20 protein-coding genes are annotated in these 22,913 nt (G+C 69.1%); 7 read left to right on the top strand and 13 right to left on the bottom strand.

The window, feature by feature from the left end:
- Positions 1-147 precede the first annotated feature (147 nt).
- On the top strand, positions 148-1,422 hold the full coding sequence (locus AC1MBE_RS11840) for a serpin family protein (protein ID WP_479778460.1): 1,275 nt from the start codon (positions 148-150) through the stop codon (positions 1,420-1,422).
- A gap of 235 nt (positions 1,423-1,657) precedes the next feature.
- Here AC1MBE_RS11840 and AC1MBE_RS11845 read toward each other — a convergent pair whose 3' ends face one another.
- On the bottom strand, positions 1,658-2,521 hold the full coding sequence (locus AC1MBE_RS11845; RefSeq protein WP_479778462.1) for a hydroxymethylpyrimidine/phosphomethylpyrimidine kinase: 864 nt from the start codon (positions 2,519-2,521) through the stop codon (positions 1,658-1,660).
- A 142-nt stretch (positions 2,522-2,663) separates the two neighbouring features.
- Between AC1MBE_RS11845 and AC1MBE_RS11850 the strand changes: the two genes are divergently transcribed.
- Complete coding sequence (locus AC1MBE_RS11850) at positions 2,664-4,055, top strand: MFS transporter (protein WP_479778464.1); 1,392 nt, start codon at positions 2,664-2,666, stop codon at positions 4,053-4,055.
- A 350-nt stretch (positions 4,056-4,405) separates the two neighbouring features.
- A complete protein-coding gene (locus AC1MBE_RS11855) occupies positions 4,406-5,104 on the top strand; it encodes a queuosine precursor transporter (protein ID WP_479778465.1) in 699 nt (232 codons plus the stop codon).
- A 60-nt stretch (positions 5,105-5,164) separates the two neighbouring features.
- On the opposite strand, the gene AC1MBE_RS11860 is transcribed toward AC1MBE_RS11855, so the two are convergent.
- The 7 genes from AC1MBE_RS11860 to AC1MBE_RS11890 form a co-directional block, all read right to left on the bottom strand.
- A complete protein-coding gene (locus tag AC1MBE_RS11860) occupies positions 5,165-6,121 on the bottom strand; it encodes a type IV toxin-antitoxin system AbiEi family antitoxin domain-containing protein (RefSeq protein WP_479778467.1) in 957 nt (318 codons plus the stop codon).
- Between the two features lie 167 nt (positions 6,122-6,288).
- The gene (locus AC1MBE_RS11865) at positions 6,289-7,038 is read right to left on the bottom strand and encodes a dienelactone hydrolase family protein (RefSeq protein ID WP_479778469.1); all 750 of its coding nucleotides are present in this window, start codon (positions 7,036-7,038) and stop codon (positions 6,289-6,291) included.
- Between the two features lie 143 nt (positions 7,039-7,181).
- Positions 7,182-8,480 (bottom strand): tRNA guanosine(34) transglycosylase Tgt, encoded by a 1,299-nt coding sequence (gene tgt, locus AC1MBE_RS11870; protein ID WP_479778471.1) that lies wholly within the window; start codon positions 8,478-8,480, stop codon positions 7,182-7,184.
- Positions 8,481-8,513: 33 nt separating this feature from the next.
- Positions 8,514-9,239, bottom strand: a complete 726-nt coding sequence (locus tag AC1MBE_RS11875; protein ID WP_479778473.1) for an SRPBCC family protein — start codon at positions 9,237-9,239, stop codon at positions 8,514-8,516.
- 80 nt (positions 9,240-9,319) lie between these two features.
- A complete protein-coding gene (locus tag AC1MBE_RS11880) occupies positions 9,320-10,387 on the bottom strand; it encodes a DUF6707 family protein (protein ID WP_479778475.1) in 1,068 nt (355 codons plus the stop codon).
- Positions 10,388-10,509: 122 nt separating this feature from the next.
- The gene (locus tag AC1MBE_RS11885) at positions 10,510-11,049 is read right to left on the bottom strand and encodes an NUDIX hydrolase family protein (protein WP_479778477.1); all 540 of its coding nucleotides are present in this window, start codon (positions 11,047-11,049) and stop codon (positions 10,510-10,512) included.
- Positions 11,050-11,095: 46 nt separating this feature from the next.
- On the bottom strand, positions 11,096-11,887 hold the full coding sequence (locus tag AC1MBE_RS11890; RefSeq protein WP_479778479.1) for a VOC family protein: 792 nt from the start codon (positions 11,885-11,887) through the stop codon (positions 11,096-11,098).
- Between the two features lie 42 nt (positions 11,888-11,929).
- On the opposite strand from AC1MBE_RS11890, the gene AC1MBE_RS11895 reads away from it, so the two are divergent.
- Positions 11,930-12,547 carry a YdeI/OmpD-associated family protein gene (locus AC1MBE_RS11895; RefSeq protein ID WP_479778481.1) on the top strand — a complete coding sequence of 206 codons (618 nt, stop codon included), beginning with the start codon at positions 11,930-11,932 and terminating at the stop codon, positions 12,545-12,547.
- Positions 12,548-12,588: 41 nt separating this feature from the next.
- The gene (locus tag AC1MBE_RS11900; protein WP_479778483.1) at positions 12,589-13,326 is read left to right on the top strand and encodes a phosphatase PAP2 family protein; all 738 of its coding nucleotides are present in this window, start codon (positions 12,589-12,591) and stop codon (positions 13,324-13,326) included.
- On the opposite strand, the gene AC1MBE_RS11905 is transcribed toward AC1MBE_RS11900, so the two are convergent.
- The 5 genes from AC1MBE_RS11905 to AC1MBE_RS11925 all read right to left on the bottom strand — a co-directional run bounded on the left by AC1MBE_RS11905 (position 13,323) and on the right by AC1MBE_RS11925 (position 20,690).
- Positions 13,323-15,290: a glycogen debranching N-terminal domain-containing protein gene (locus AC1MBE_RS11905; protein ID WP_479778485.1), complete on the bottom strand. Its 1,968-nt coding sequence runs from the start codon at positions 15,288-15,290 to the stop codon at positions 13,323-13,325. The two genes, AC1MBE_RS11900 and AC1MBE_RS11905, sit on opposite strands and share 4 nt — an antisense overlap.
- A 115-nt stretch (positions 15,291-15,405) precedes the next feature.
- Entirely contained in the window at positions 15,406-16,581 is a 1,176-nt protein-coding gene (locus AC1MBE_RS11910) for an ABC transporter ATP-binding protein (RefSeq protein WP_479778487.1), read from the bottom strand.
- Positions 16,578-18,170, bottom strand: a complete 1,593-nt coding sequence (locus tag AC1MBE_RS11915) for an ABC transporter permease (protein ID WP_479778489.1) — start codon at positions 18,168-18,170, stop codon at positions 16,578-16,580. The genes AC1MBE_RS11910 and AC1MBE_RS11915 overlap by 4 nt, the downstream gene beginning before the upstream one ends.
- 3 nt (positions 18,171-18,173) lie before the next feature.
- A complete protein-coding gene (locus tag AC1MBE_RS11920; RefSeq protein ID WP_479778491.1) occupies positions 18,174-19,226 on the bottom strand; it encodes an iron ABC transporter substrate-binding protein in 1,053 nt (350 codons plus the stop codon).
- A gap of 165 nt (positions 19,227-19,391) precedes the next feature.
- A complete protein-coding gene (locus tag AC1MBE_RS11925) occupies positions 19,392-20,690 on the bottom strand; it encodes a glycoside hydrolase family 76 protein (RefSeq protein WP_479778493.1) in 1,299 nt (432 codons plus the stop codon).
- Between the two features lie 159 nt (positions 20,691-20,849).
- Between AC1MBE_RS11925 and AC1MBE_RS11930 the strand changes: the two genes are divergently transcribed.
- On the top strand, positions 20,850-21,671 hold the full coding sequence (locus AC1MBE_RS11930; RefSeq protein ID WP_479778495.1) for a 3-hydroxyacyl-CoA dehydrogenase: 822 nt from the start codon (positions 20,850-20,852) through the stop codon (positions 21,669-21,671).
- Positions 21,668-22,882 (top strand): acyl-CoA dehydrogenase family protein, encoded by a 1,215-nt coding sequence (locus AC1MBE_RS11935; protein WP_479778497.1) that lies wholly within the window; start codon positions 21,668-21,670, stop codon positions 22,880-22,882. The genes AC1MBE_RS11930 and AC1MBE_RS11935 overlap by 4 nt, the downstream gene beginning before the upstream one ends.
- Positions 22,883-22,913 lie beyond the last annotated feature (31 nt).

A 22,913-nucleotide genomic window follows, 5' to 3' on the forward strand; every position in this document is an offset into this window, starting at 1 on the left:
GTGCGGGGTCGACGCTACGACGCATCTAGTGGGCGGGGAACCATCGAAATGGCCAAGGGCTAGCCGCGGGCCAGCCCCCGGTGCTTGACTGGCCCTAGGCGGACCTCCGCCGTTCAACTGTGGCTGTGTGCAGGCCTTGGGGGCGCGATGAAACAGAAGATTCCGGCACGCTTCATGGCTGCCGCGGCGGGCTTGGCGCTGGTCCTCTCGGCCTGTTCGGCCGCGCCGCCGGCGCTGCTCAAGGCCGACGGCGTCGAACGCGTTTCGGCGGACCGCACCGCCTACCCGGCCGAGCTGGCTCAGCTCCGGGCCTCGGCGCGGAAACTTGGCGCTGCACTCCTGGCGGACGGAGGGGACGCCGGAAGCGGGAACGTGGTCTCGTCCCCGGGCAGCCTGCTGATTGCCCTGGCCATGCTGCGGACAGGGGCGACCGGGGCGACGGCCGCCGAGATGGACAAAGTCCTGGGCCTCCCTGTCCAGCACCGCGACGAAGCTTTGAATGCACTGCTCGCGTCCCTGGAAGCCTTCGACGGCGACCCCGGCTCGGTGGACGAGAAGAACCCGCCCCGCCGGCCGGTCCTGCACACCGCAAACGGCCTGTTCGTGGACAAGGGCGTGCCCACCAGGGAGCGGTATCTGGATTCCCTGGCCCGGTATTACGGGTCCGGCGTGTACCCGGTGAATTTCGCGGATGAAGCCACCACCAAACCAGCGATCGACGCCTGGGTGAACAAGAATACCGGCGGGCGGATCAAGAAGGCACCCGCGGGGTACAGCCGCGAGAACACCTTCAGCGTGCTCAATGCGGTGTACTTCGCCTCGGCCTGGAAGGTGCCCTTCGACCCGGCCGACACCTCCGATCGACCCTTCACGACGGCGGACGGCCGGCAGGTTTCGGTCCCCACCATGTCCGGCGTTCAGGAACTCGCCTTTGCCCGGGGCAAGGGCTGGCAGGGCGTTGATCTTCCCTATGCAGAGGGTTTCGTGATGCGGCTGGTGCTGCCCGATTCCGGGGCTCCCGACACCAGGGTGCCATACCTTGCCGAGGCTGCGCGGGCCCTTGACGCGGCCGCCCCGTCGCCCACCCAGCTTTCCCTGCCACAGTGGGACCAGAAGAGCACTTTCGAGCTGCGCAAGGTCTTCGGCGACCTCGGCCTGCGGGAAACGCTCCAAACCGAGACTGACTTCAACTCAATCCAGCATGGCCTCACAATCACGCAGGCCGGCCAGTCCGCCAACATCACCGTGGCGGAGAAAGGCACCGTTGCCGCCGCCGTGACCCAGATCAACGCGGAGGCGGTGAGCGGCTCAGTCTCCAAGAACGTGATCCGTTTCGACCGGCCGTTCCTCTACGAAATCGTCCACGTCGAGACCGGGCTGCCGCTATTCATGGGCAGGGTGTCCGACCCCAGCGCATCATGAGACGCTCCCTCAGGTTTTGCCTGCAAAAACCGGACGCTCCCTCAGCAGGTGAGGGAGCGTCCGGCGGGTAGCCGCTAGAGCTGAGGGAGCGTCCGGCGGGCAGCCGCCACACCTGAGGGAGCGTCCGGCGGGTAGCCGCCACACCTGAGGGAGCGTCCGGAGGGTAGCTGCCAGAGGTGAGGGAGCGTCCGGGGGGTAGCGGCCAGAGGTGAGGGAGCGTCGTATCTGGGCGGGGCTAGCGCGGGCCGCCCTGCCAGAGCGCGTCGAACGGGGCGCCCGAGGCCACCCGGTTCCGGATCCCCGCGGTGACAAACTCCTTCGCCGTGCGGGCGGCCTCCAGCGGGGTGGCGCCCTTGGCCAGCTCCGCCGTCACGGCCGCGGCCAGCGAGCAGCCGGCGCCGGAGACGGCCACCTCGCCCACCTTAGGGGCGGAGAGGACCTCCAGCGTCCCGCCGTCGTAGTAGACGTCGACGGCGTCGGGCCCGGCCAGCCGCACGCCGCCCTTGGCGAGCACCGCGGCGCCGCTGAGCTCATGGATGCGCACGGCGGCGGCCTTGAGCGAGTCGACATCGGTGATCTCCAGTCCGGAGAGTGACTCCGCCTCGAAGTGGTTCGGCGTGACGAAGGTGGCCAGCGGCAGGATCTGCGCCTTGAGCGCCTCGTCGGTGTCCAGGGCGTGGCCCGGCTCCTGGCCCTTGCAGATCAGCACCGGGTCCAGCACCACGTTGCGGAAAGCAGAGTCAGCGAGCGCCGACGCCACGGTGGAAATCGTTGCGGGGCTGCCCAGCATGCCGATCTTCACCGTGTCCATCACCGACGGTGCGCCGGACGCGGCACCGTACGCCGCCGTCGTCGCCTCCAGCTGGTCGGCGATGACCTGCTGGTCGATGGCCACGAAGCGGTGGTTCCAGTTGTCCTTTCGATCGAAGGAGACGATGCAGGTCAGGTTCGCGATGCCGAAGACGCCGAGCTCCTGGAAGGTCTTCAGGTCCGCCTGCGCGCCGGCGCCGCCGGTGGCCTCGGAGCCGGCGATGGTCAGGGCGACGGCCGGGTAGGCGCTGGCGTCGGAGGTCACGTGGTCCACGGCATAAGAAGTCATAGACCTATCCTGCCACTCGCGCAAAACCGCCCGCATTGGGCATATGACCAATATGACCAAAACCCGAGTGTTATGGGTCACCGGGAATATGGTGGCGGACGGTATTGCTCTCTTGCGATGCCGGATCCAGGAAGGTTCATTGATGAGCACCCAACTGTCCGAAGCGGCCCGGACCCGGAAAGCCGTCGGCAACATCCTCAAAGGCTCGGCCGGCAACCTCGTCGAATGGTACGACCTCTACGTCTACACAGTCTTCGCGGCTTATTTCCAGTCACACTTCTTCAATTCCAAGGACGAGCTCCAGGCGGGCCTTGAGGCGATGGCCGTCTTCTCGACGTCGTTCCTGATGCGCCCCATCGGCGCCTGGTTCTTCGGCCGTTACGCCGACCGCAAGGGCCGCAAAGCTGCCCTGACCCTGAGCGTGACCATGATGTCCGCCGGGTCCTTCGCGATCGCCATCCTTCCCACGCAGCAGCAAATCGGCCTGTGGGCGATGATCCTGCTAGTCCTCATCCGCGTGATCCAGGGCTTCTCGGTGGGCGGCGAGTACGGCACCAGCGCCACCTACATGTCCGAGGCCGCCACCAGCAAGCGCCGCGGCTTCTTCTCCAGCTTCCAGTACGTCACGCTGATCGGCGGCCAGATGCTGGCCCTGCTGGTCCTGGTCGTCCTGCAGAACGTGATGCCCAAGGCTGACCTGGGCGAATGGGGCTGGCGGATCCCGTTCGCGATCGGCGGCGTCGCGGCCCTGGTGGTGCTGTGGCTGCGGCGCTCCATGGAAGAAACCGTTTCGGCCGAACAGATCGAGGCGGCCAAGGCACCTGCGGTTGCCGGCGAAGCGCAGCCGGGCACCATGAAGCTGCTCTTCACCAGCTACTGGAAGCCGCTGATGATCTGCATCGGCATCACGCTCGGCGGCACCGTGGCGTTCTACACGTACACCAACTTCATCCTGAAGTTCATGAATGACACCTCGGGCATCGCCAAGACCGACACCTCGGTGATCAACTTCTGGGCGCTGTTCATCTTCATGCTGCTCCAGCCGGTCTACGGCATCATCTCGGACAAGGTGGGCCGCAAGCCGCTCCTGCTCTGGTTCGGCATTACCGGCGTCCTGTTCACCTGGCCGCTGCTCTCCACCCTGGCGGGCACCAAGGATCCGCTGACGGCGTTCCTGCTGATGATGGGCGGGCTGCTGATCGTTGGCGGCTACACCTCGATCAACGCCTTGGTGAAGGCCGAGCTGTTTCCCGCCTCCATCCGCGCCCTCGGCGTCGGGCTGGGCTACGCGATCGCCAACTCGCTCTTCGGTGGCACCGTCCCGCTGATCGGCGCGGCGCTGCAGAAGGCCAACCAGGAGGAGCTGTTCTTCACCTACGTCACGGTGGCCATTGCGATTTCGCTGCTGGTCTACATCTTCGCGTTGAAGAACAAGAAGTCCACGCACCTGGACCACGAGCAGGGCCACGCCTGGGAGCCCGCCGCGGCCCGCGAGGACGACGGCAAGGACCTCGTCGACGCCTCGCGCCGCTAGGGTTCCCGGGGGTTCTCCAGGCGCCCGGGCTGCGGCCGTTTCGACGGTTCCCTGCGCCCACGACGCTGCCCAGCATCGAATGGGCAGGGAACCATCGAAAGGGCGCACCACGGACGACGGCGGGGTGCCGGCTTCTGGACTTCGGTCCCGGAGCCGGCGGTCCGCCGTCGTCGTTTACGTCCGTGCTGCGGTTGCCGGGGCGGGCACCCTGGGGGAGCCGCCCAGGTGGGAGAATAGATGCGGTTCCGGGCCCCGTGCCGCAGGAACCCTCCAGTGCTAATACAGCCGGCTGTCCCGCGCCCGTTCACGCGGTCCGGGCCGCCGAGCGAACCACTACGAATGGAACACCCATGACTTCCGCCAAGACCTTCCCGGCTGCGGCCCCACCGAAGTTCGCCTCAATCGGTTCCCCCTACTTTGGCATCATGCTGGCCGTCATGGCCGTGGTGCTGATCCTGTCCAACATCGGGGCGTCCAAGGGCGTGGCCATCGGCCCGATCATCACCGACGGCGGATTCTTCCTCTTCCCGCTGGCCTACATCCTGGGCGATGTGATCAGCGAGGTCTACGGCTTCAAGGTGGCGCGCAAGGCCATCATCACCACCTTCGCGCTGTCCGTGTTCGCGTCCCTCTGCTACTGGATCATCATTGTGCTGCCCGGCTTTGACGACGAATACGGTGCCGCCAAGCAGTCCGCGCTGGAGGGCGCCCTTGGCCCGGTCCCGCAGATCGTGCTCGCCTCCCTGCTGGCCTTCCTCGCCGGCCAGACGATCAACTCGTGGATCCTGGTGAAGATGAAGGCCCGGACCGGCGAGAAATCCCTCTGGGCCCGCATCATGGGGTCCTCCGTGGCGGGCGAGTTCGTGGACACGCTGATCTTCTGTAGCATCGCCGCGTCCGTCATTGGAATTACCGACGTGGCGATGTTCGTGAACTACGTCCTGGTGGGCTTCCTTTACAAGACCCTCGTGGAGTTCGCCTTCGTGCCGCTGACCACGCTCGCCATCGGCTGGGTGAAGAGGCGCGAACCGAGCTACGGGGCGGTCTAGCTCCGCCGGCAACATCCGCCGTTTCGACGGTTCCAAGCCCCACTCGACGCTGGGAAGCGTCTAGCCGGCAGCGGAGCGTCGAAACGGCGCGGATTCAGCCCCGCGGTTCAACGCCCGCAGGACCCGGTACTTGAACTCCACCTCGTTGAACAGGTGCTTCCAGCTGATGCGGAGGAACGTCCAGCCCTGCTCCGTCAACGCCGTCTCACGCTGCCGTTCCGCGAACACGACCTCGGCGGTGGGCCGGTACTCGAAGTACTTGTTCTTGCCGTCGAACTCGAGGGCAACCTTGCGCTCGGGCCACGCAAAATCCAGCCGGTATACCCCGAGCGGCGTCAGGACGCTGTACTGCAGCTCCGGCGGCGTAATCCCGATCCGGTGCAGCAGTTCCCTGGTAAGGCTCTCCCCGGCAGATTCGGAGCGAGGATCAGCCAACTCGAGGGCCCGGCGCAACGCGACCACTCCGTTACGCCCGGCGAGGGCACCACACTGGGCGCGGATCAGGCCGAGGTCCGCCCCCAGGCGGGCCGCATGGTCGACCAGGATCACAGCCTGCGGCACGGTGAACATCAGGCAGCAATCCACAACCGTGCGTTCCAAAGACGTGCACGGCAATCCGTCCACGAAACACATCTCGCGGCTTGTCACCCGCCTGGTGTGGGCAACGACGTCACGCCCGTGCGAAATCCCCGAGGGGCAGCCGTTCTGTGTCAGGTGCACGCGGTCATCGACCTTCCACAGCTGGAGTTCATGGAGGCTGGCACCTGAGATGTGGCTGTACACGAAGCCTCCCGCCGACGTCGTCAACGTTCCGAGCGCGTGCGCAGAAATGAGCTGCCGACGGCGGGCCGGGGCGTCAAGGTCCCGCCACCACTCGCCGCGGCCGTAGCAGCCACGACGGAGCCGGACCAGGCCTCCGTCCCGGACGAGCCCGGCAATGGCCCGGGAATTGAGTCCGGAGGCCAGGAGCTGGTTCGTGCGCCAGAGGGTACCGTTGCCGGGAAGTTTGGTGAGCATGGGATCAGCTTTGACCACCCGCCCGGCTCGCTCCAGAGCACCGTGGGCGTATGTGGACAACGCCGTTTCGACGGTTCCCTTCAGGACGGCTGCTTGGTTACATCGAGCACGCAGGGAACCGTCGAAACGGCCAGGGCCTGCGAAACGGCGCAGTCGGGGGCCGTCAGTCAGCCCTTGAGCGTCCCGTCGAGGAGGTCGCGGAGCTCGCGGAAGTGCCGTTCCGTCGCATCGGCATGGAACGCGGAGGTGTCAGCCATCGAATAGCCGTGCGGTGCCCCCGCGTAGATTTCGTTGGCAGCCTTCAGGCCGGCCGCGTCCAGGGCCTGGCCCAGCTGCGCGACGGCGTCCTGATCCATGCTCCGGTCATGATCGGCGTGGCCGAAGACGAACCGGGCGCGGGTGGTGCCGAGTCCCAGGTGGGGGCTGTCCGGCTCGTCGGTGGCCAGGCCGCCGCCGTGGAAACCGCCGCAGGCCGCCACAGCCTCGGGGTGGGCGGTTGCGGTGCGGACGGCAAGCCGTGCACCCATGCAGTAGCCGGTGACGCCGATGGGGCCTGGGGCGACGCCGTCGAGCCCGCGCAGCGCATCCACCCAAGCGTCAATATCCGGCAGCGCCTTGTCCGTGGTGAGGCGTCCGACGCGCGGGAAGGCGGCCGCGCCCGCCGCCTCGCGGCCCTCCGGCGTCGTCATGTCCAGGGCCGGGGCCAGTTCGGCCGCCGTTCCTTCGCGGTAGAACACGTTCGGGGCCAGGACCACGTAGCCCCAGTCGGCGATGCGCTGCGCCATGTCCTGGATGCGGGGGCGCAGGCCGAAGGCGTCCATGTAGAGGATGACACCCGGGAACGGGCCCGTGCCGGCGGAGGGGCGGGCCACCAGGGCCTCGGCGGTGCCGTCTGCGGCGGGGATCTCAATAAACATCCGGCCAGCCTATCCGACGCCATGTCGACGGTTCCCTGCGAGCTCGACGTTTACCCGCGTCGAACGCGCAGGGAACCGTCGAAACGGCCGAAGGAGGGTCGGGGCGGGCAGACCACGCCGGAGGGCCGGCCTAACCGAAATGCCTAGGAGTAGTACCGGGCCAGCGTCTCGGCCTTGAACTCGAAGAAGGTGCCGTCCTCGATGGCGAGGCGGGCGTCGTCGACCATCTTCACCACGAAGCGTTCGTTGTGGATTGAGATCAGGGTGGCCGAGACCATTTCCTTGGCCTTGAACAGGTGGTGGATGTAGGCGCGGGAGTAGTTCAGGCAGGCGTAGCAGTCGCAGCCTTCCTGCAGCGGGCCGAAGTCGCGCTTGTACATGGCGCCGGAGAGGTTGTACCGGCCGGTGGGGTGGTAGAACGCCGAGTTGCGGGCCACCCGGGTGGGGGAGACGCAGTCGAAGGTATCCGCGCCGTTCTCGATCGCGGTGAAAATGTCGTCCGGCTCGGAGATGCCCAGCAGGTGCCGCGGCTTGTTCTCCGGCAGTTCCTCATTGCACCAGCGCACAATCGTGCCCAGGTTCTCCTTCTCCAGCGCCCCGCCAATGCCGAAGCCGTCGAAGTTCATGGCGCCGAGGTCCCGGCAGGCCTTCCGGCGCAGGTCCTCGTACTGGGCGCCCTGGATCACGCCGAAGAGTGCCTGGTACGGCTTGCCGGCGCGCTCCTCCGTGAGCCGGAAGTGCTCGATGATGCAGCGTTCGGCCCAGCGGCGGGTGCGCTCCAGCGACTCCTCCTGGTAGCCGCGGGAATTCTGCAGCGTGGTCAGCTCATCGAAGGCGAACATGATGTCGGCGCCGATCTGGTGCTGGACGTTCATGGATATCTCGGGGCTGAAGCGGTGCCGGTCGCCGTTCAGGTGGCTCTTGAACCACACGCCCTCCTCGTCGACGTGGGCCAGACGCTCCTTCCCGGGGGCGACGGCGTCGTCCGGGCCGGACGTGTCCACCGACTTCATGTCGATAACCTTCTTGAACCCGGAGCCGAGGCTCATCACCTGGAACCCGCCCGAATCCGTGAACGTCGGGCCGCGCCAGTTCATGAAAGCGCCGAGCCCGCCGGCTTCGTCCAGGATGTCCGCGCCGGGCTGCAGGTACAGGTGGTAGGCGTTGGCCAGCACTGCCTGGGCACCGAGATCGGCGACAGACTCGGGCAGCACGGACTTGACTGTGGCCTTGGTGCCGACGGCAATGAAGGCCGGGGTCTGGATCTCGCCATGCGGGGTGGTGATGGTGCCGGTGCGGCCCAGGAACTCCCCGCCGTTGTCCGCCACCTGTGCGTCCGACGGCGCGCACGTTTCGCTCAGGCGCTTGCCCACCCGGAAGGAAAACTCGGATTGCCGGGCAGGTAGCAGGGGGGACGACGCGGGTTCAGGATTCGCTGGCACCGTTCAAGTGTGCCAGCTAACAGCGCCGAATCCTTAGTGCAGCGGATCGGATGTGGGGTAGTTCTCAGCCCGCCAGGTGTCCCAGTAGTTGCGGATGGCCTCCAGCTGGTGGGCGCCGAGCTCGTAGGTGGAGACGATCACCAGCGAGCCGCCGTCGGGCCGGGCGTCCGGGATGGCGGGCTGGTCCGCCACGATCACCAGACCGTCGCCGTGCTCGGCGTAGCCGTGGACCGTCAGGCCCACCTGGTGGTTGCTCCGGAACCAGACCTTCCCGGCGATCTCCTCGCCGGTGGCCAAGGTGAGCGAGTACGGCTCGCCCGGGGCTGGCACCTTGGACAGGCCCAGCTTGTCGATCGCGGAGCCCTCGGTGCCCGGCACCGAGAAGAAGAACGTCCGCCGTTTGCCGTGCGGGTGCCGCTCCAGCGCGAAGCGGAGCTGGTGCAGGAAGGTCAGCCAGCCCTGGGTGATGTCCTCATCCCAGGCCGCCCACTCCGAGTTGTGGTCGACCGCCGCGCGCGTCACGCTGACTTCCGTGCCGGCGGGGACCGGTTTGAGGGTGAAAATGTCGCCGCCGTCGACGACGAGGGAGGTGTGGTCCGCGCTCTCGACCACGTTGGGGCTGAAGTAGATCGCGTCGATCTCGGCGGCCTGGTCATCGGCCTCCCAGCCGTGCCACTGCGCGACCTTCGCGGGTTCGCGCAGCATCGTCCAGACCTGCTGCGCGTCAGAGTTGATCACCACGCTGAGATTGTTCGTCATGAGGGCGAATTTACCGCGACGGGGCGTGCCGGGGTAGGGCCGAATGACCACCGGCCACCGGCCACCGGCCCAGGAGCGGGTCAGCCGCGGACGGACTCGAGTTCGTTGCCGATCCGGCGCTCCAGTTCGGGTCCGCCGATGGTCTGCGAGCCGCCGTGCGCGCGCAAGAAAAGGAGCGCCTCGAGCCGGAGCAGCCGCCATTCACGTTCCGCATCCGGGTTGGAACTGTCGATGGCGCGGAAGATTTCCTTGTCGTACAGGTTCGGTTCGTTCAGTGAGCGCTGGCGGACCTTGGCGTTGATCCGGGCCTTGAACGGGTCCGTTTCCATCGCGTCCGGCGCCCGGAGGAACTTTTCGTAGACCGCCGCGCGCTCCTCTTCGCCGCGCTGCCGGCAGATGTAGCTGGCCAGCGCGAGGGACGCCTCCACCGACGCCCAGCGGCCGGGGTTTCCGTCGAAGGGCAGCACGTTGAGCAGGTCCGCCACGGCGAGGGCGTTGTCGGCGTCCTTGAGCACCACGAACAGCTCGTGGGCCAGGTCGCTGAGGTCCTTGAGGCAGCTGCCGGATTTGGTGTTGATGCCCTTGACCAGCCGGTCGCTGAGCAGCAGCACGCCCAGCGCATCGGGGTGGGCCTCGGCCGCGGCCGCCACGACGGATTCGGGGGTCCCCTCGGCAACCGGGATCAGCGCCAGGTCCGCTTCGCTGGGACCGCTGGCAACCGGCGGGGCCACGGGCAGGGGAGGAACGACGACGGCGGAAGCCGCCGTCGGGCTGCCGTCCTCCGCGGTGCGGTGCTGGACTAGCTGCAGGTCCGGGCCGCCGTCGTCGGCGGAAGAAGAGGCGGGTTCAACGGCAGCCGTCTCGGGAGCATCGTCGGCCGGCCGGTCGGCGTCGTCAGCGGAGGAGGCCACGAAGGCTTCCGGCGCGGCGTCCCGGACCAGGACCACGGAGCCGGCGGCGATCCGCAGCACGCCACCGCCGGTGAGGGTGGCGCGCACGATCGCGGGGGAGCCGAAATCATCGGTGTCGACGTCGACGCGCTGGATTTCGGCAGTGCGCACGGCGTCCGGCAGGAGCAGCAGATCCCCGGTCTGCAGAGATCCCGCCTGCCGTTCGCTGTAGTTCAGTGAGGCTGTGGGGTGGGTCATCTGGAGTCCTTAACTTCTCTTTCGGTCCGCTGACCAGTCTACAAAGACCGGCGCGCGAAATCGGGGACGCCGGGGGCAGTCCGGGCGCCCCGGGCGGTCCAGCTGCCCCGGAGCGGAGGCCCCTAGTGGCCGACGCCGGCGAACGCCAGCGCCTGCCGGATCAGGGCGCCGCGGCCGCCGCTGAACTCCAGCTGCACGTCCGAGCTCATCACTTCCTCCGGGGTCATCCAGGTCAGTTCCAGGGCATCCTGGCGCGGCGAGCATTCGCCGGTGACGGGGATGACGTAGGCCAGCGCAACGGCGTGCTGACGGTCGTCGGTGAACCCGGTGTGCGACGGGGACGGGAAGTATTCGGCCACGGTAAAGGGGACCGGGCTGATCGGCAGCTGCGGGAAGGCCAGCGGGCCGAGGTCCTTTTCCATGTGGCGCAGCAGGGCGGCCCGGATGGTCTCGCGGTACAGCACCCGGCCCGACACCAGGGAGCGGACCATGGTGCCGTCGGTTTCGGCCTGCAGCAGGGTGCCGACCTCGTTCACAAACCCGAGCGGGTCAAGCCGGACCGGCACGGCCTCCACGTAAACCATGGGAAGCCGGCCGCGGGCTTCAAACAGATCCTCGTCGGAAAGCCAGCCGGGATTGGGGTCGGGAGTGCGAACGTTCATGGTTAAGTTCTACCCCATCCGCGTTCCCCGGGCGTGGTCCGCGGCCCTAGGCCTCCGCCGGGTCCGCGGAGATCCAGAGGGCGTGGGGGTGGGCGGCGCTGCCGTCCGCATCCGGGTTGCCCACGTGCAGCAGCGGCACGGCGGCGTCCTCCACGGCCGCCACTTCATGCCCCGCCCCGGCGAGCCGCTCGCGGAGCGCGTCAAGGTCGCCGTCGTATTCAAAACCCAGCCCGGCGCGCCCGGTTCCCGGCGCGGATCCGGCAGCCGCGCCGACCATCAGGACGCCGCCGTTCTTCGCCGTGAACGCCTCCGTTTCGGCGATGTCGGCGTCGGCGTAGCCAACGCCGGGCGCGCCCGGCACCGGGCGGGGGTGGGCGCCGATGTCGCGCAGGGTTTGGGTCGCCGCCCGCGGATCCTGCGCGAACCAGATGCCGACGACGGTGAGCCCAGCCTCCGCCTCCGCGGAAGTGGACCAGGTGCCGTCGGACGCGCGAGCAGCGAGGTCGGCCAGGAAGCTGAATCCATCCGGCGAAGACACCCGGCACGAGGAGCCGTGGTCAGCGTCGATGAGTTCCGCGGTGGTGCCGCTGGCGGCACCAGCCCCGGCTTCGTTGGTCCGGCGGGCGAATTCCGCCAGGTCGCCGACCTCGACGCCGAACGAGGTGGTGCCGTCCTCCGCCGAGCCCTCTTCGGCGAAGTGCAACGCCAGGCGGCCGGCGCCGGCGTCGAACTCCCGCCAAGTGGGCTCGTCGACGGTCTTGACCATGCCCAGATCGGTCAGCAGGCGCTCCCACTGGTCCAGTCGGGAGGTGAAATGAATGGGACGGACACGCAGCATGGGAATCTCCCTGGTGGTTCGGTCTGGGAGCACAATGGTGCCATGGCTGCCGAGCTTAGGGAACTGCTGGTGAAAGACGCCGCCGAGTGGCGGGCCTGGCTGGAGACGCACCACGCGGACAGCCCCGGAGTGTGGCTGGTGCTGCACAAGAAGGGCGGCTCGGTGACGGAACTCGACTACGAGGCTGCCCTGCAGGAGGCGCTGTGCTTTGGCTGGATCGACGGCCAGGGCAGGCGCCGGGACGCCGAAACGTCCTTCCAGCGGATGACCCGCCGCGGCCCTAAAAGCGTCTGGTCTGCCCGGAACGTGGAGCGCGTCGGACGCCTTGAAGCGGCCGGCCGGATGGCCCCGGCGGGACGGGCCGCCGTCGAAAGTGCCAAGGCTGACGGGCGCTGGGAGGCGGCGTACTCCGGCCAGGCCTCGGCCGAAGTGCCGGACGATCTGGCCGCAGCCATCGCGGCGGACCAGCGGGCGCAGGCGATGTTCGAGGTCCTGACGTCCGTGAACCGCTACGCCCTGATCTACCGGACCAATGCGGTGAAGCAAGCGTCCACGCGGGAGCGCAAGATCGCCGGCTTCGTCGAGATGCTCGCCCGCTACGAGACGCCGCACCCGCAAACCCGGCGGCCGGACCCGGGACCCTCAGGAACCTCCCAGTAGCCGTCCGGGATCCCGACAGCCCGGGCTGGCAGAGTAGCCCGGTGACTACCTCCCAACGCGGCCAGTCCCGCGCCGCCGTTCCCGGCGCGCGGTCGCAACACGCGGTGTTTTTCGCTGCAGCAGGCCTGCTGGTGGCCGGCGAGGCGGTGTTCTGGCTGATGCTGGCCGCTGTCCAGACCGACTCGGGGCTCGCCCTGCTCGACGGCGGGGTCCACGACGCCCTGGTGGAGGGCAGGTCGCCCCTGGCCACCGGTCTCCTGGTGGCCGTCAGCACGGTCACGTCCCCGGCCTTGCTGCTGGTCACCGGGGGTCTGCTGGCCCTCGGTTGGGCGGTCCGGAAACGCGAACTCTGGCGGCCGGGGCTGCTTCTGGGAGCCATGGCAGCGACGTTCGGGGCGTCCACCCTGATCAAGCATGAGGTGGCGCGCGGCAGGCCATCGGCAGCCGATTTCCTGATGGGTCCGGACGACGCCCTCTCCTTCCCCTCCGGCCACACCTTCGGCACCGGCGTGTTCCTGCTGGTGCTGGTGTACCTGCTCCTGGGCAGCGCAGCCGGCCCGCGGGGTCCGCTCAGCTCTCCGGTGCGGCGCCCGACGGCGGTGCTCGCGTTTTCGGCGGCCGCGCTCGGCACCCTGTTGGTCGGGTTCAGCCGGCTCTACCTCGGCTATCACTGGCTCACGGACGTCGTCGCCTCCCTCGGCCTGGCGGTCGCCGTCACCGGGATCGTGGTCCTGGTCGACGGCCTCCGCACCGCGCGGAAGGCGGTTCCGGCGCCTTAGAAGGCGACGCCGAGCGCCTGGGCCAGCACCACCGCGGACGCTGAGGACCACGCCTGCGGGTGGCACGAAGCCGGATACGGTACCGCGCGCCCCGACTCCGCCGCGGTGACACCGGCGAAAAGCTCCGGGAGCCGGTGCCCGAACGAGCCTGCGGCCGCCAGCAGGCCCTCGGCGAGGACCCGTGCCTCGGCGGTGAACCCCTCGCTGAGCAGACCCCTCACCGCGATGGCGGTGTCGTGGCTCCAGACCGAACCGCAGTGGTAGCTGAACGGCCAGAACCCTGCCGCCCGCCGGGACAGGGTGTGCAGGCCGTAGCCGGAGAACAGCTCCGGGCTGAGCAGCCGGTCCGCCACCAGCCGCGCCTCCGCGGCGTCCAGGATCCCGGTGCCCAGCAGGTGTCCCATGTTGGAGCCCGGGATGTCCAGCGGTTCGCCGTGGCCATCGAGCGCCATCGCGGGGAACCGGCCGCCGTCGTCCTGCACCCAGAAGCGCTCGCGGAAGTTGCGCTGCAGCGCCGCGGCGAAGTCCCGCAGCCCTTGGGCCCCGGGCTCGCCATAGGCGTCGAAGAGATCCGCGGTCTCCACCGCCGCCTGGTAGGCGTAGCCCTGCACCTCGGCGAGGGCAATCGGGCCGTCCGCTTGCCGGCCGTCGCGGAACTGCATGGCGTCCCGGGAGTCTTTCCAGCCCTGGTTGCTCAGGCCGTGCCCGGAGGTGTCCTGGTAGCTGAGGAAGCCGTCGTTGGCCGTATTTCCCGCAGCTCCGCTGCCGACGGCGGCGCCGGCGGCCAGCATCCACTGCGCGGCGCGGGCGGCGTTGGGCAGCAGGGAACGGACCGCGGCGTCGTCGGTGCCGGCACGTCCCAGTTCCCCCAGCAGGCACAGCCACAGCGGGGTCGAGTCCACGGCGCCGAAGTACACCGGCGGCAGCCGCAGCGCCTGGCTTTCCAGCACCAGTTCCTTGGCGCGCAGTTCGTGCAGGATCTTGCCCGGTTCCTCGGCCGCGGCGGCGTCGGTCTTCGTGCCTTGGTGCGCGGCGAGGGCGCGCAGGGTTCCGGCGGCCAGGGCGGCGTCGAACGGCAGCAGCAGCCGGGCGGCCCACAGCGAATCCCGGCCGAAGAGGGTGAAATACCAGGGGGCGCCGGCGGCCAGGAAGGGCGCATCGGGCGCCTTCCGGGTGGCCAGCCGGAGCCCGTCGAGTTCGTCGAGGGAGTTTTCCAGGAGCAGGCCCAGCGGCCCCTCCGGCTCGGCCCGGACGCGGCGGGCGGCCGGCGGCGGCGCGGCCACCACGGCGTCCTCCGCGTCGGCCAGCACGGCCTGCCATTCGGCCTCCAGCGGCCTGCCGCGGCCCGCGGCCCCGCGCCAGGTGAGCCGCTCGCCGCCGGTGACCCGGCCGGGCGCCGACACCGTCAGCGTCTTGCCGCCCTCGCTCCAGCGCAGCGTCGAATCGTCAGCCGCGGAGGGCTGCATGGGGTCGCGGTAGCGGCCGAGCCGGATGGCGGCCATGTCGGTGAAGTCCGCCGCGAGCCGCACCTGGATCTCCGCGTCCAGGGCGTCCAGCGAGGTGCTCAGCCGCAGGGAGACGCGGACGGCCCCGGGCGTGACGGTCCAGGTCTGCAGGAGTTCGACGGCCGGATCCTCGGTGGGGCCCTCGATACCGCGCACGAGTCCGCGGACGCGGAGCACGCCGCCCGGGGAGGCCTCCACCGTGGCGGGTTCCGGTGCGAACCCGTTGACGGTCACTTCGGCCCGGCACAGCATCCGGGTATCCCCGTGCAGCAGTCCGGTGAACCACTCACCGGCGCCGGTACCGGGGCCCGCGGCGCCGCCGGCTGCGCCGCCGGTACCGGGGCCCGCGGCGCTGTCGCTGGACGCGCCGCCGGCCAGCCGGCCGTCGGCGTCGAGCCACACCTGGGTGGGGGCGGCCACGGAACAGTGCTGACGGTGAAGGGCTGGCTGAACAGTCATGCGCCACAGCCTATGCGGGAGGGCCGGGCCGGACCTAGGCCTGCCCGCGCGGCAGAGGTTCCAGCAGAGGTTTCGGTGGAGGCTCCGGCGGAGGTCCCGCCGGTCGCGGCCGGGCTCAGTCCTGCGCGGTGTCGTCCATCGGGAAGGCCACGGCCTCACCCACCACCCGCAGGCACAGTTCGGTGCCGGGCCGGGCGATGGAGGCGTTCCAGTGCCGGATGGTGATGACCTCGCCGCCGCCGGGGTAGCGGTGGTCCGCCACGGCGCCCTCGGCCAGGACCGGGGGGACCGCGAGCTTGAGTCGTACCGTGGTCTCCGGGCCGAAGTAGTCCGTATCCACCACGGTGCCGCGGATGGGGCCGTCCTCGGCGATCCGGATCTGCTCGGGCCGGAGCATCAGCTGGACCCGGCCCTGGGCCGGCGGCCGGCGGACCGGAATGCCGCCCAGCGAGCAGGTGGCCAGGGAGCCCTCCATCCAGGCATCCAGGATGACGGCGTCGCCGAGGAACTCCGCGGTGGCCCGGTCCGCCGGGCGGGTGTAGACCACAAACGGGTTGCCGATCTGCGCGAGCTTCCCGCCGCGCATCACCGCGACCTGGTCGGCGAAGGAGAGCGCCTCGGCCTGGTCGTGGGTGACCAGGATGGTGGTCACGCCGGCGTCGTGGAGCACCTTGCCGACGGCGCGGCGGGTGGCGACGCGCAGGCCGGCGTCGAGGGCGGAGAACGGCTCATCGAGCAGCATCAGTTCCGGCTCGCGGGCCAGGGCGCGGGCCAGGGCGACGCGCTGCTGCTGGCCGCCGGAGAGCTGGTGCGGACGCCGTCGGGCCATGGCCGGATCCAGCGCGACCATCTCGAGCAGTTCCGCGACGCGGGCCTTGACCCCGCGGTGGCCGCCGGGGAGTTTGCCGGCGTCCAGGCCGAAGGAAATGTTCTGGCCCACGGACAAGTGCGGGAACAGGGCGCCGTCCTGCGCCACGTAGCCGACGTGCCGCTTGTGCGCGGGAACCCAGACGCCGTCGCCGGCCACCTTGGTGCCGTTCAGCGAAATGCTGCCGGTGTCCGGGTGTTCGAAGCCGGCGATCAGCCGCAGCAGTGTGGTCTTGCCTGAACCGGACGGGCCCACGATCGCCGTCGTTCCGCCCTTGGCGACCGAGAGGTTGACGCCCTTGAGGACGGCCTGGGAGCCGAAGTTCTTGGTGACGGCCTCGACCTCCAGGTGGCTGTTGGTGCTGGGCGCCACGGAGGGGGCGATCCGGGGTTCCGGAAGCCGTGAGGGGTTTTGTTCGGTCACTGTCCCGCTGCTTTCTTGGACTGCTGGAAGAGAAGGTAGGTCATCGGCGCCGAGATCAGGATCATCAGCAGGGCGTAGGGGGCGGCGCCGGCGTAGTCGATTTCGCTGCTCTTGCTCCAGAATTCGGTGGCCAGGGTGCGGGTGCCGTTGGGGGAGAGCAGCAGGGTGGCGGTCAGTTCGTTGACGATCGCGAGGAACACCAGGGCGGCTCCGCCGGCCGCGGCCGGGGCGGTGAGGCGCAGGGTGACCCGGAGGAACGCCAGCAGCGGCGGTTTGCCGAGGGCCTGCGCGGCCTCGTCGAGCTCCTTGGGCGCCTGCGAGAGCCCGGAGCGGATGTTCACCAGAGCCCGCGGCAGGAACAGCAGCACATAGGCGGAGATCAGCAGGGCGGTGGTCTGGTAGAGGTCCGGCGCCACCCGGATGCTCACGGTCACAAAGGCCAGGCCCACCACGATGCCGGGCATGGAGCTGGTGACATAGTTGGACAGTTCCAGGGCCTTGCTGAACCAGCTGGGATGCCGTACGGCGAGGTAGGCCATCGGGAAGGCGACCACGGTGGTGGCCGCGGCCCCGACCAGTCCGTAGCCGAGGGTCTGCAGCAGGGCCGGCAGGAACTCGTCGGCGGCCCAGATGTCCGGTCCGCCGGCGTAGATCCAGCGCAGCACGAAGGTCAGCGGAAGCCCGAACGCCAGTGCGGTGAGGGCCAGCAGGGCCAGCTGTGCGGGCAGCTGGTAGGAGTGCAGTGGCAGGCGCAGCGCCCTGGCCTGCGCGCCGGAGCCGACCCGCGCGTAGCGGGCCGTGCCGCGGCCGCGGACCTCCACCAGGAGCAGGATCAGGCAGAAGAACACGAGCACGCTGGCCAGCATGTTCCCGGCCGTCCCGTTGAAAGTGGACTGGTACTGGACCATGATCGCGGTGGTGAAGGTGTCAAAGCGGATCATCGCGAACGCGCCGTACTCGGCCAGCAGGTGCAGTGAGACCAGCAGCGCGCCGCCGGTCATCGCGATCCGCAGCTGGGGCAGCACCACACGGAAGAAGGCGCGCCAGGCGCCCAGGCCCAGCGAGGCGGCGGACTGCTCGATGGCCGGATCCAGGCGGCTGAGCGTCGCGGCGGCAGGGATGTAGACCAGCGGGAAGTAGGACAGCGTCGCGATCAGCACGCCGGACCAGAGCCCGCCCATCGACGGCACCGCGGAAACCCAGGCGTAGCTGTTGACGAAGGCCGGAATCGCCAGCGGCGCCGCGAGCAGCACGGCCCACACTTTGTGGCCCTTGAGGGTGGTGCGTTCCACCAGCCAGGCGCCGCCTACCCCGAGGACCACGCAGAGCGGGACGGTGATCAGCATGAGCAGCACGGTGTTGAGCAGGAGTTCGCCCACCCGGGCGCGGAAAATCAGGCCGACGGCGGTGTCCCAGCCGGTGGCGACCGTCATGACCGCCACGTAGCCGAGCGGGATCAGCGAAAACAGGGCGATCAGGACCGCCAGGATCGCCACCACGGAGACGCCGAAAGGCGGGCGGGGGCGCTTGCCCCGGCCCGCCGTCGTCGTGCTTCCGGTGGTTCCGGGAGCCGCCAGCGTTTTGGTCACTGGTTAGAGCAGTCCTGCCTTGGTCATCAGGTCGGTGACCTTGGCGGAGTTGAGCTTGGCCGGGTCGACCTTGGGGGCCTGGAGCTCGGTGAGCGGCACCAGCTTGTCGTTGGCCGGGACGCCGGAGCCGACCGCGTACTCGAAGGAGTTGCCCTTTTGCAGTACTTCCTGGCCCTTCTTGCCGGTGATGAACTTCAGGAAGGCCTGGGCGGCCGCCGCGTTCTTCGAGGACTTGAGCACGCCGCCGCCGGAGACGGAGACGAACGCGCCGGGATCCTGGTTCTTGAAGTAGTACGGCGTGACGTTCTTGGAGTTCTCGCCGGTCTTGGCCTGGTCGCCGTAGTAGTAGTAGTGGTAGATCAGGGCGGCGTCCACCTCGCCGGCGTTGACTGCCTTCATGGCCGTGCTGTTGCCCTTGTAGGCCTTGTAGTTCTCCTTCATGCCCTTAAGCCATTCCTCCGTGGCGGCCTCGCCCTTGAGTTCGAGCAGGGCGGAGACGATCGCCTGGAAGTCGGCGCCGGACGGCGAGGCCGCCCACTTGCCCTTCCACTCGGGCTTGGCCAGGTCCAGCATGGACTTGGGCAGCTTGTCCGCGCTCAGCTTGGCCTTGTCGTAGACCAGCACGGTGGAGCGGGCGGCGATGCCGGTCCACTTGTTGGTGGAGGGCCGGAACTCGGCGGGGACCTGGTCAACGGTGGCCTGGTCCACGTCCGCGAACAGGCCGGCGTTTTCCACCTGGGCCATGGCGGGGGAGTTCTCGGTGAGGAACACATCGGCGCGGGAGGCCGCGCCTTCCTGGATGATCTGGTTGGACATCTCGGTGTCGTCACCCTGGCGCAGGGTGACCTTGATGCCGGTCTCCGCCGTGAAGGCGTCCACCCACTCCTTGGTCAGGGATTCGTGCTGGGCGTTGTAGACCGTAATCTCGCCGGCAGGCTTGCCGTCGGCTCCGGTAGTGCTGCCGGAGGTCGAGGCGCCGGAGCCACAGGCTGCGAGGCCGAGCGCGGCGGTGGCGGCGAGGGCAATGCCTGCCAGCGCATTGGTGCGGATCTTCATGAGGCTACTTTCTGCAAGGAAAAGGTCGTAGGTGCCTAACCCCCGTGAGCGGGGAAGTTAGGGCATGCTCACTACGAAAAACTGTAGGTTAGCCAAACCTAAGCAACCAAGCCGAGAACGCCTTAAGTGAGGAGGATCACACGAATTACGAAACTATTGCGTGACTTAATTCGCGGCGGAGGCTTCCGGCGCCGGGGTTGCGCTTTCCGCGCCGGCACCTTCGGTTCCGGCATCTTCGGTTCCGGTATCCTCCGCGGACGGCGGGTCGACGGCGGGCAGCCTCCCGGCGATGGATGACGCCGCCTCGAACACCATCCATGCCTGCAGCTGGGTGGAGAGTTCGACGGCGGAGCCCGCCGGATAGCTCCGGCGCGCCGGCAGTTCGGGGCGGGCCGAGAAGACCAGCCGGGCGCCGTTGCGGGCCAGCGGCTCCTGCGCCGCGACCAGGCGCCGGCCTTCCCAGAATGCCTCCGCCGTATCGTTCACGAGCAGGGCGGCTTCGGTCCGGGTCGGGGCGGGCAGCCGCTCGTCGACGGCGGCCAGGGCCAAGTAGCGGACGAGGATTCCGGTGAAGAGTCCGCCGTCGCCGGTTCCCTCCGAGCGGAGCACCGTGCCCTTGCGTCCCAGCAGCGGTGCCTCAACGGTGAGGCCGCGCCCCACAGCGGCCACCAGCGCCGCCGCCCGCTCCAGGTTCGCCTCACCGCCCAGCTCCAGCAGGGCACCGAGGACCGGACCCTGGTTGTAAGTGTAGATGGCGCTTTCCAGCACCAGCTCGCCGCCGGGGACGATCCGCAGACCGTCCCGGTACATGCCCTGTTCCGGGTCGTAGAGCTTGGCGTCCAGCCAGTCCAGCAGCGCCTGCGCCTTCGCCGCCTGCCCGGTCCGGGCGTAGTACAGGGCCACCGGCGCCGTGGCCGGGGTGTTCTTGAAGTCGCGCTTCTTGCTCCAGAACGTGCCGCCGCCAAGGTCGTCGGTGGAGGCCGAATCGAACTGCAGGGTGAGGCTCTTGAGCACTTTGGCGTTGCGGCGCCGGCCGGAGGTCTTGCGGGTGTCCTCTGCGAGCTTCTCCAACCGCAGGGTGGCGAGGGCCAGCCAGGCCATGTCGTCGTAGTAGCTGTTGACGACCGTCAGGAAGTTGCGCAGCCGGATCCCGGTGACCAGCCGGGAGGCGAGCTTGCCGGCGCTGGGCAGGTTGTCGCCGTCGAACTTGGCCGGCGCGTGGCCCTCGACGCCAAGTTCGCGGCGGCCCGTATCCACGAGGCAGTCCACGTAGTGGGCCTGCCACCAGTAGTGCCACGGCCGGGCCAGGTTTTTCAGCCGACCGGACGGGCGGCTGATCGCGGCGATGTGCGTGCCGGGCAGAAAGAAGAGCCGCTGCCCGAACAGCCGGGTCACCGAACGCGCGGCCTCATCGGCGCGGAAAGACCAGTTCGGGGCGGGGGAGTGGGCGGCTGCTGCGGTCATGGACCAAGCCTAGTGGCGGCGGCCGCCGCGGCGCGGAATCTCACGCCGGAGGTGCGCTATGTTTGCATTCCAGTTAACCTGAACTAACTAATGTTCCCCGGTGCCGGTGGCTGCGAGCAGTTCCACGGCCGGGTTGCGGTGCCACATCAAGGAGGATGTATGGACGTCATGGGTACGGTCGCACTGATTACGGGCGGCGCTTCCGGGCTGGGGGCCGCGACGGCCCGGCGGCTGTTCAGTGCCGGCGCCTCGGTGGTGCTGGTGGATCTGCCGGCCTCCGCCGGGGACGCCCTCGCCGCCGAACTCAACGCGTCCGCCGCCGGCGGCGCCAGCACCGGCGCGGGGGAGCAGGCGAACCGCGCTGTCTTTGTGCCCGCGGACGTCACCAGCGAGGAGCAGGTGCAGGCCGCCGTCGACGACGCCGTCGCGCTCGGTCCGCTGCGCATCGTGGTGAACTGCGCCGGCATCGCCACCCCGGGCAAGGTGCTGGGCCGGGACGGGGTGCTCCCGCTGGAGACTTTCAGCCGGGTCATCCAGATCAACCTGGTCGGCACCTTCAATGTCATCCGCCTGGCCGCCGCCGCGATGGCCACCACGGATCCGGTCTCCACCGAGCTGGGCGGCGAAGAGCGCGGGGTCATCATCAACACCGCCTCCGTGGCCGCGTTCGACGGCCAGATCGGGCAGCCGGCCTACTCGGCCTCCAAGGGTGCCGTGGCGGCGATGACGCTGCCGATCGCCCGCGAACTGGCGCGCTCGCTCATCCGCGTCGTCACGATCGCGCCCGGGATCTTCGAGACCCCCATGATGGCCGGGCTGCCGCAGGAGGCGCAGGACTCGCTGGGCCGCCAGGTGCCGCACCCGTCCCGGCTGGGCCGGCCCGCCGAATACGCGAACCTCGCCGCGCACATCGTGGACAACGCCATGCTCAACGGCGAGACCATCCGGCTCGACGGCGCCATCCGGATGGGACCGAAGTGACCCTCGCCGTGGACAGCCCTGCCCCCGTCGACCCGGCCCTCTCCGAACTGCCGTCCGCCGATTTCTTTGACTTTGAATCACTGCTCAGCGCCGCAGAACAGGCGAAGCTGGCCGAACTCCGGGAGTTCCTGGCCCGCGAGGTGGCGCCGTTCGCCACCCAGTGGTGGAACGACGCCGAGTTCCCGGCGCACATCCTGCCCAAGCTGGCCGCGCTGGAGCTCAGCGCCCCGGCCCAGCGCGGCTACAGCAACCTGTTCGCCGGCCTGGTCATCGCCGAGATGACCCGGGTGGACACCTCGCTGGCGACCTTCTTCCTGGTCCACCACGACCTGTTCGTGGAATCGCTCTACGGTTTCGGCTCCGAGGAGCAGAAGGCCCGGCTCCTCGACGATGCGGCGGGCCTGCGCACCACCGGGGCCTTCGCCCTGACCGAGCCGGACCACGGTTCCGACGTGGCCGGCGGGATGGAGACCACCGCGCGGCGCGTGCCCGGCGAGTCCGGCGACCACTGGGTGCTCAACGGAGCCAAGCGCTGGATCGGCAACGGAACATTCTGCGACTACATGCTGGTCTGGGCCCGAGACGAGGCCGACGGCGGCATCCGCGGCTTCATCGTGGACGCCACACTGCCCGGCGTCCGCAGGAGCAGGATCGAAAACAAAATCGCGCTGCGGACCGTGCAGAACGCCGACATCGTCTTCACCGACGTTCAGGTGGCCGAGGCGGACCGCTTCGCCGGGATCAACAGCTTCGAGGACACCAACGAGCTGCTGCGCGGGTCGCGGATCATGGTCGCCTGGCAGGGCGTGGGGCAGCAGCTGGCCGCGTTCGACGTCGCCCGGCAGTACGCCGTCGAACGCCGACAGTTCGGCCGGCCGCTGGCCAAGTTCCAGCTGGTCCAGCAGCAGCTGGTGACGATGCTCGGCAACGCGGTGGCGAGCATGGGCATGATGGTCCGGATTGCCCAGCTGCAGGACACGGGCGCGGCGGACATGCCCCAGGTGGCCCTGGCGAAGTCCTACGTGAGCGCCCGGATGCGCGAAACCGTGGCGATGGGCCGGTCCCTGCTGGGCGGCAACGGGATCGTCACCGACTACCGGATGGCCAAGATCTTCGCCGACGCCGAGGCGATCTATACCTATGAGGGCTCGTACGAGATCAACACCCTGATCGCGGGCCGGGCCGTGACCGGGGTGTCCGCGATCATCTAGCCCGGCGGGGCCCTGCTAGGCCTCCCGGCGC

This window comes from Arthrobacter sp. BG5, assembly GCF_056680155.1.

Excerpts from the sequence above, each read along its gene's own strand:
- AC1MBE_RS11840 (WP_479778460.1), top strand. The coding sequence starts at position 148 with ATGAAACAGAAGATTCCGGCACGCTTCATGGCTGCCGCGGCGGGCTTG.
- AC1MBE_RS11845 (WP_479778462.1), bottom strand. The coding sequence starts at position 2,521 with ATGACTTCTTATGCCGTGGACCACGTGACCTCCGACGCCAGCGCCTAC.
- AC1MBE_RS11850 (WP_479778464.1), top strand. The coding sequence starts at position 2,664 with ATGAGCACCCAACTGTCCGAAGCGGCCCGGACCCGGAAAGCCGTCGGC.
- AC1MBE_RS11855 (WP_479778465.1), top strand. The coding sequence starts at position 4,406 with ATGACTTCCGCCAAGACCTTCCCGGCTGCGGCCCCACCGAAGTTCGCC.
- AC1MBE_RS11860 (WP_479778467.1), bottom strand. The coding sequence starts at position 6,121 with ATGCTCACCAAACTTCCCGGCAACGGTACCCTCTGGCGCACGAACCAG.
- AC1MBE_RS11865 (WP_479778469.1), bottom strand. The coding sequence starts at position 7,038 with ATGTTTATTGAGATCCCCGCCGCAGACGGCACCGCCGAGGCCCTGGTG.
- AC1MBE_RS11875 (WP_479778473.1), bottom strand. The coding sequence starts at position 9,239 with ATGACGAACAATCTCAGCGTGGTGATCAACTCTGACGCGCAGCAGGTC.
- AC1MBE_RS11880 (WP_479778475.1), bottom strand. The coding sequence starts at position 10,387 with ATGACCCACCCCACAGCCTCACTGAACTACAGCGAACGGCAGGCGGGA.
- AC1MBE_RS11885 (WP_479778477.1), bottom strand. The coding sequence starts at position 11,049 with ATGAACGTTCGCACTCCCGACCCCAATCCCGGCTGGCTTTCCGACGAG.
- AC1MBE_RS11890 (WP_479778479.1), bottom strand. The coding sequence starts at position 11,887 with ATGCTGCGTGTCCGTCCCATTCATTTCACCTCCCGACTGGACCAGTGG.
- AC1MBE_RS11895 (WP_479778481.1), top strand. The coding sequence starts at position 11,930 with ATGGCTGCCGAGCTTAGGGAACTGCTGGTGAAAGACGCCGCCGAGTGG.
- AC1MBE_RS11905 (WP_479778485.1), bottom strand. The coding sequence starts at position 15,290 with ATGACTGTTCAGCCAGCCCTTCACCGTCAGCACTGTTCCGTGGCCGCC.
- AC1MBE_RS11920 (WP_479778491.1), bottom strand. The coding sequence starts at position 19,226 with ATGAAGATCCGCACCAATGCGCTGGCAGGCATTGCCCTCGCCGCCACC.
- AC1MBE_RS11925 (WP_479778493.1), bottom strand. The coding sequence starts at position 20,690 with ATGACCGCAGCAGCCGCCCACTCCCCCGCCCCGAACTGGTCTTTCCGC.
- AC1MBE_RS11930 (WP_479778495.1), top strand. The coding sequence starts at position 20,850 with ATGGACGTCATGGGTACGGTCGCACTGATTACGGGCGGCGCTTCCGGG.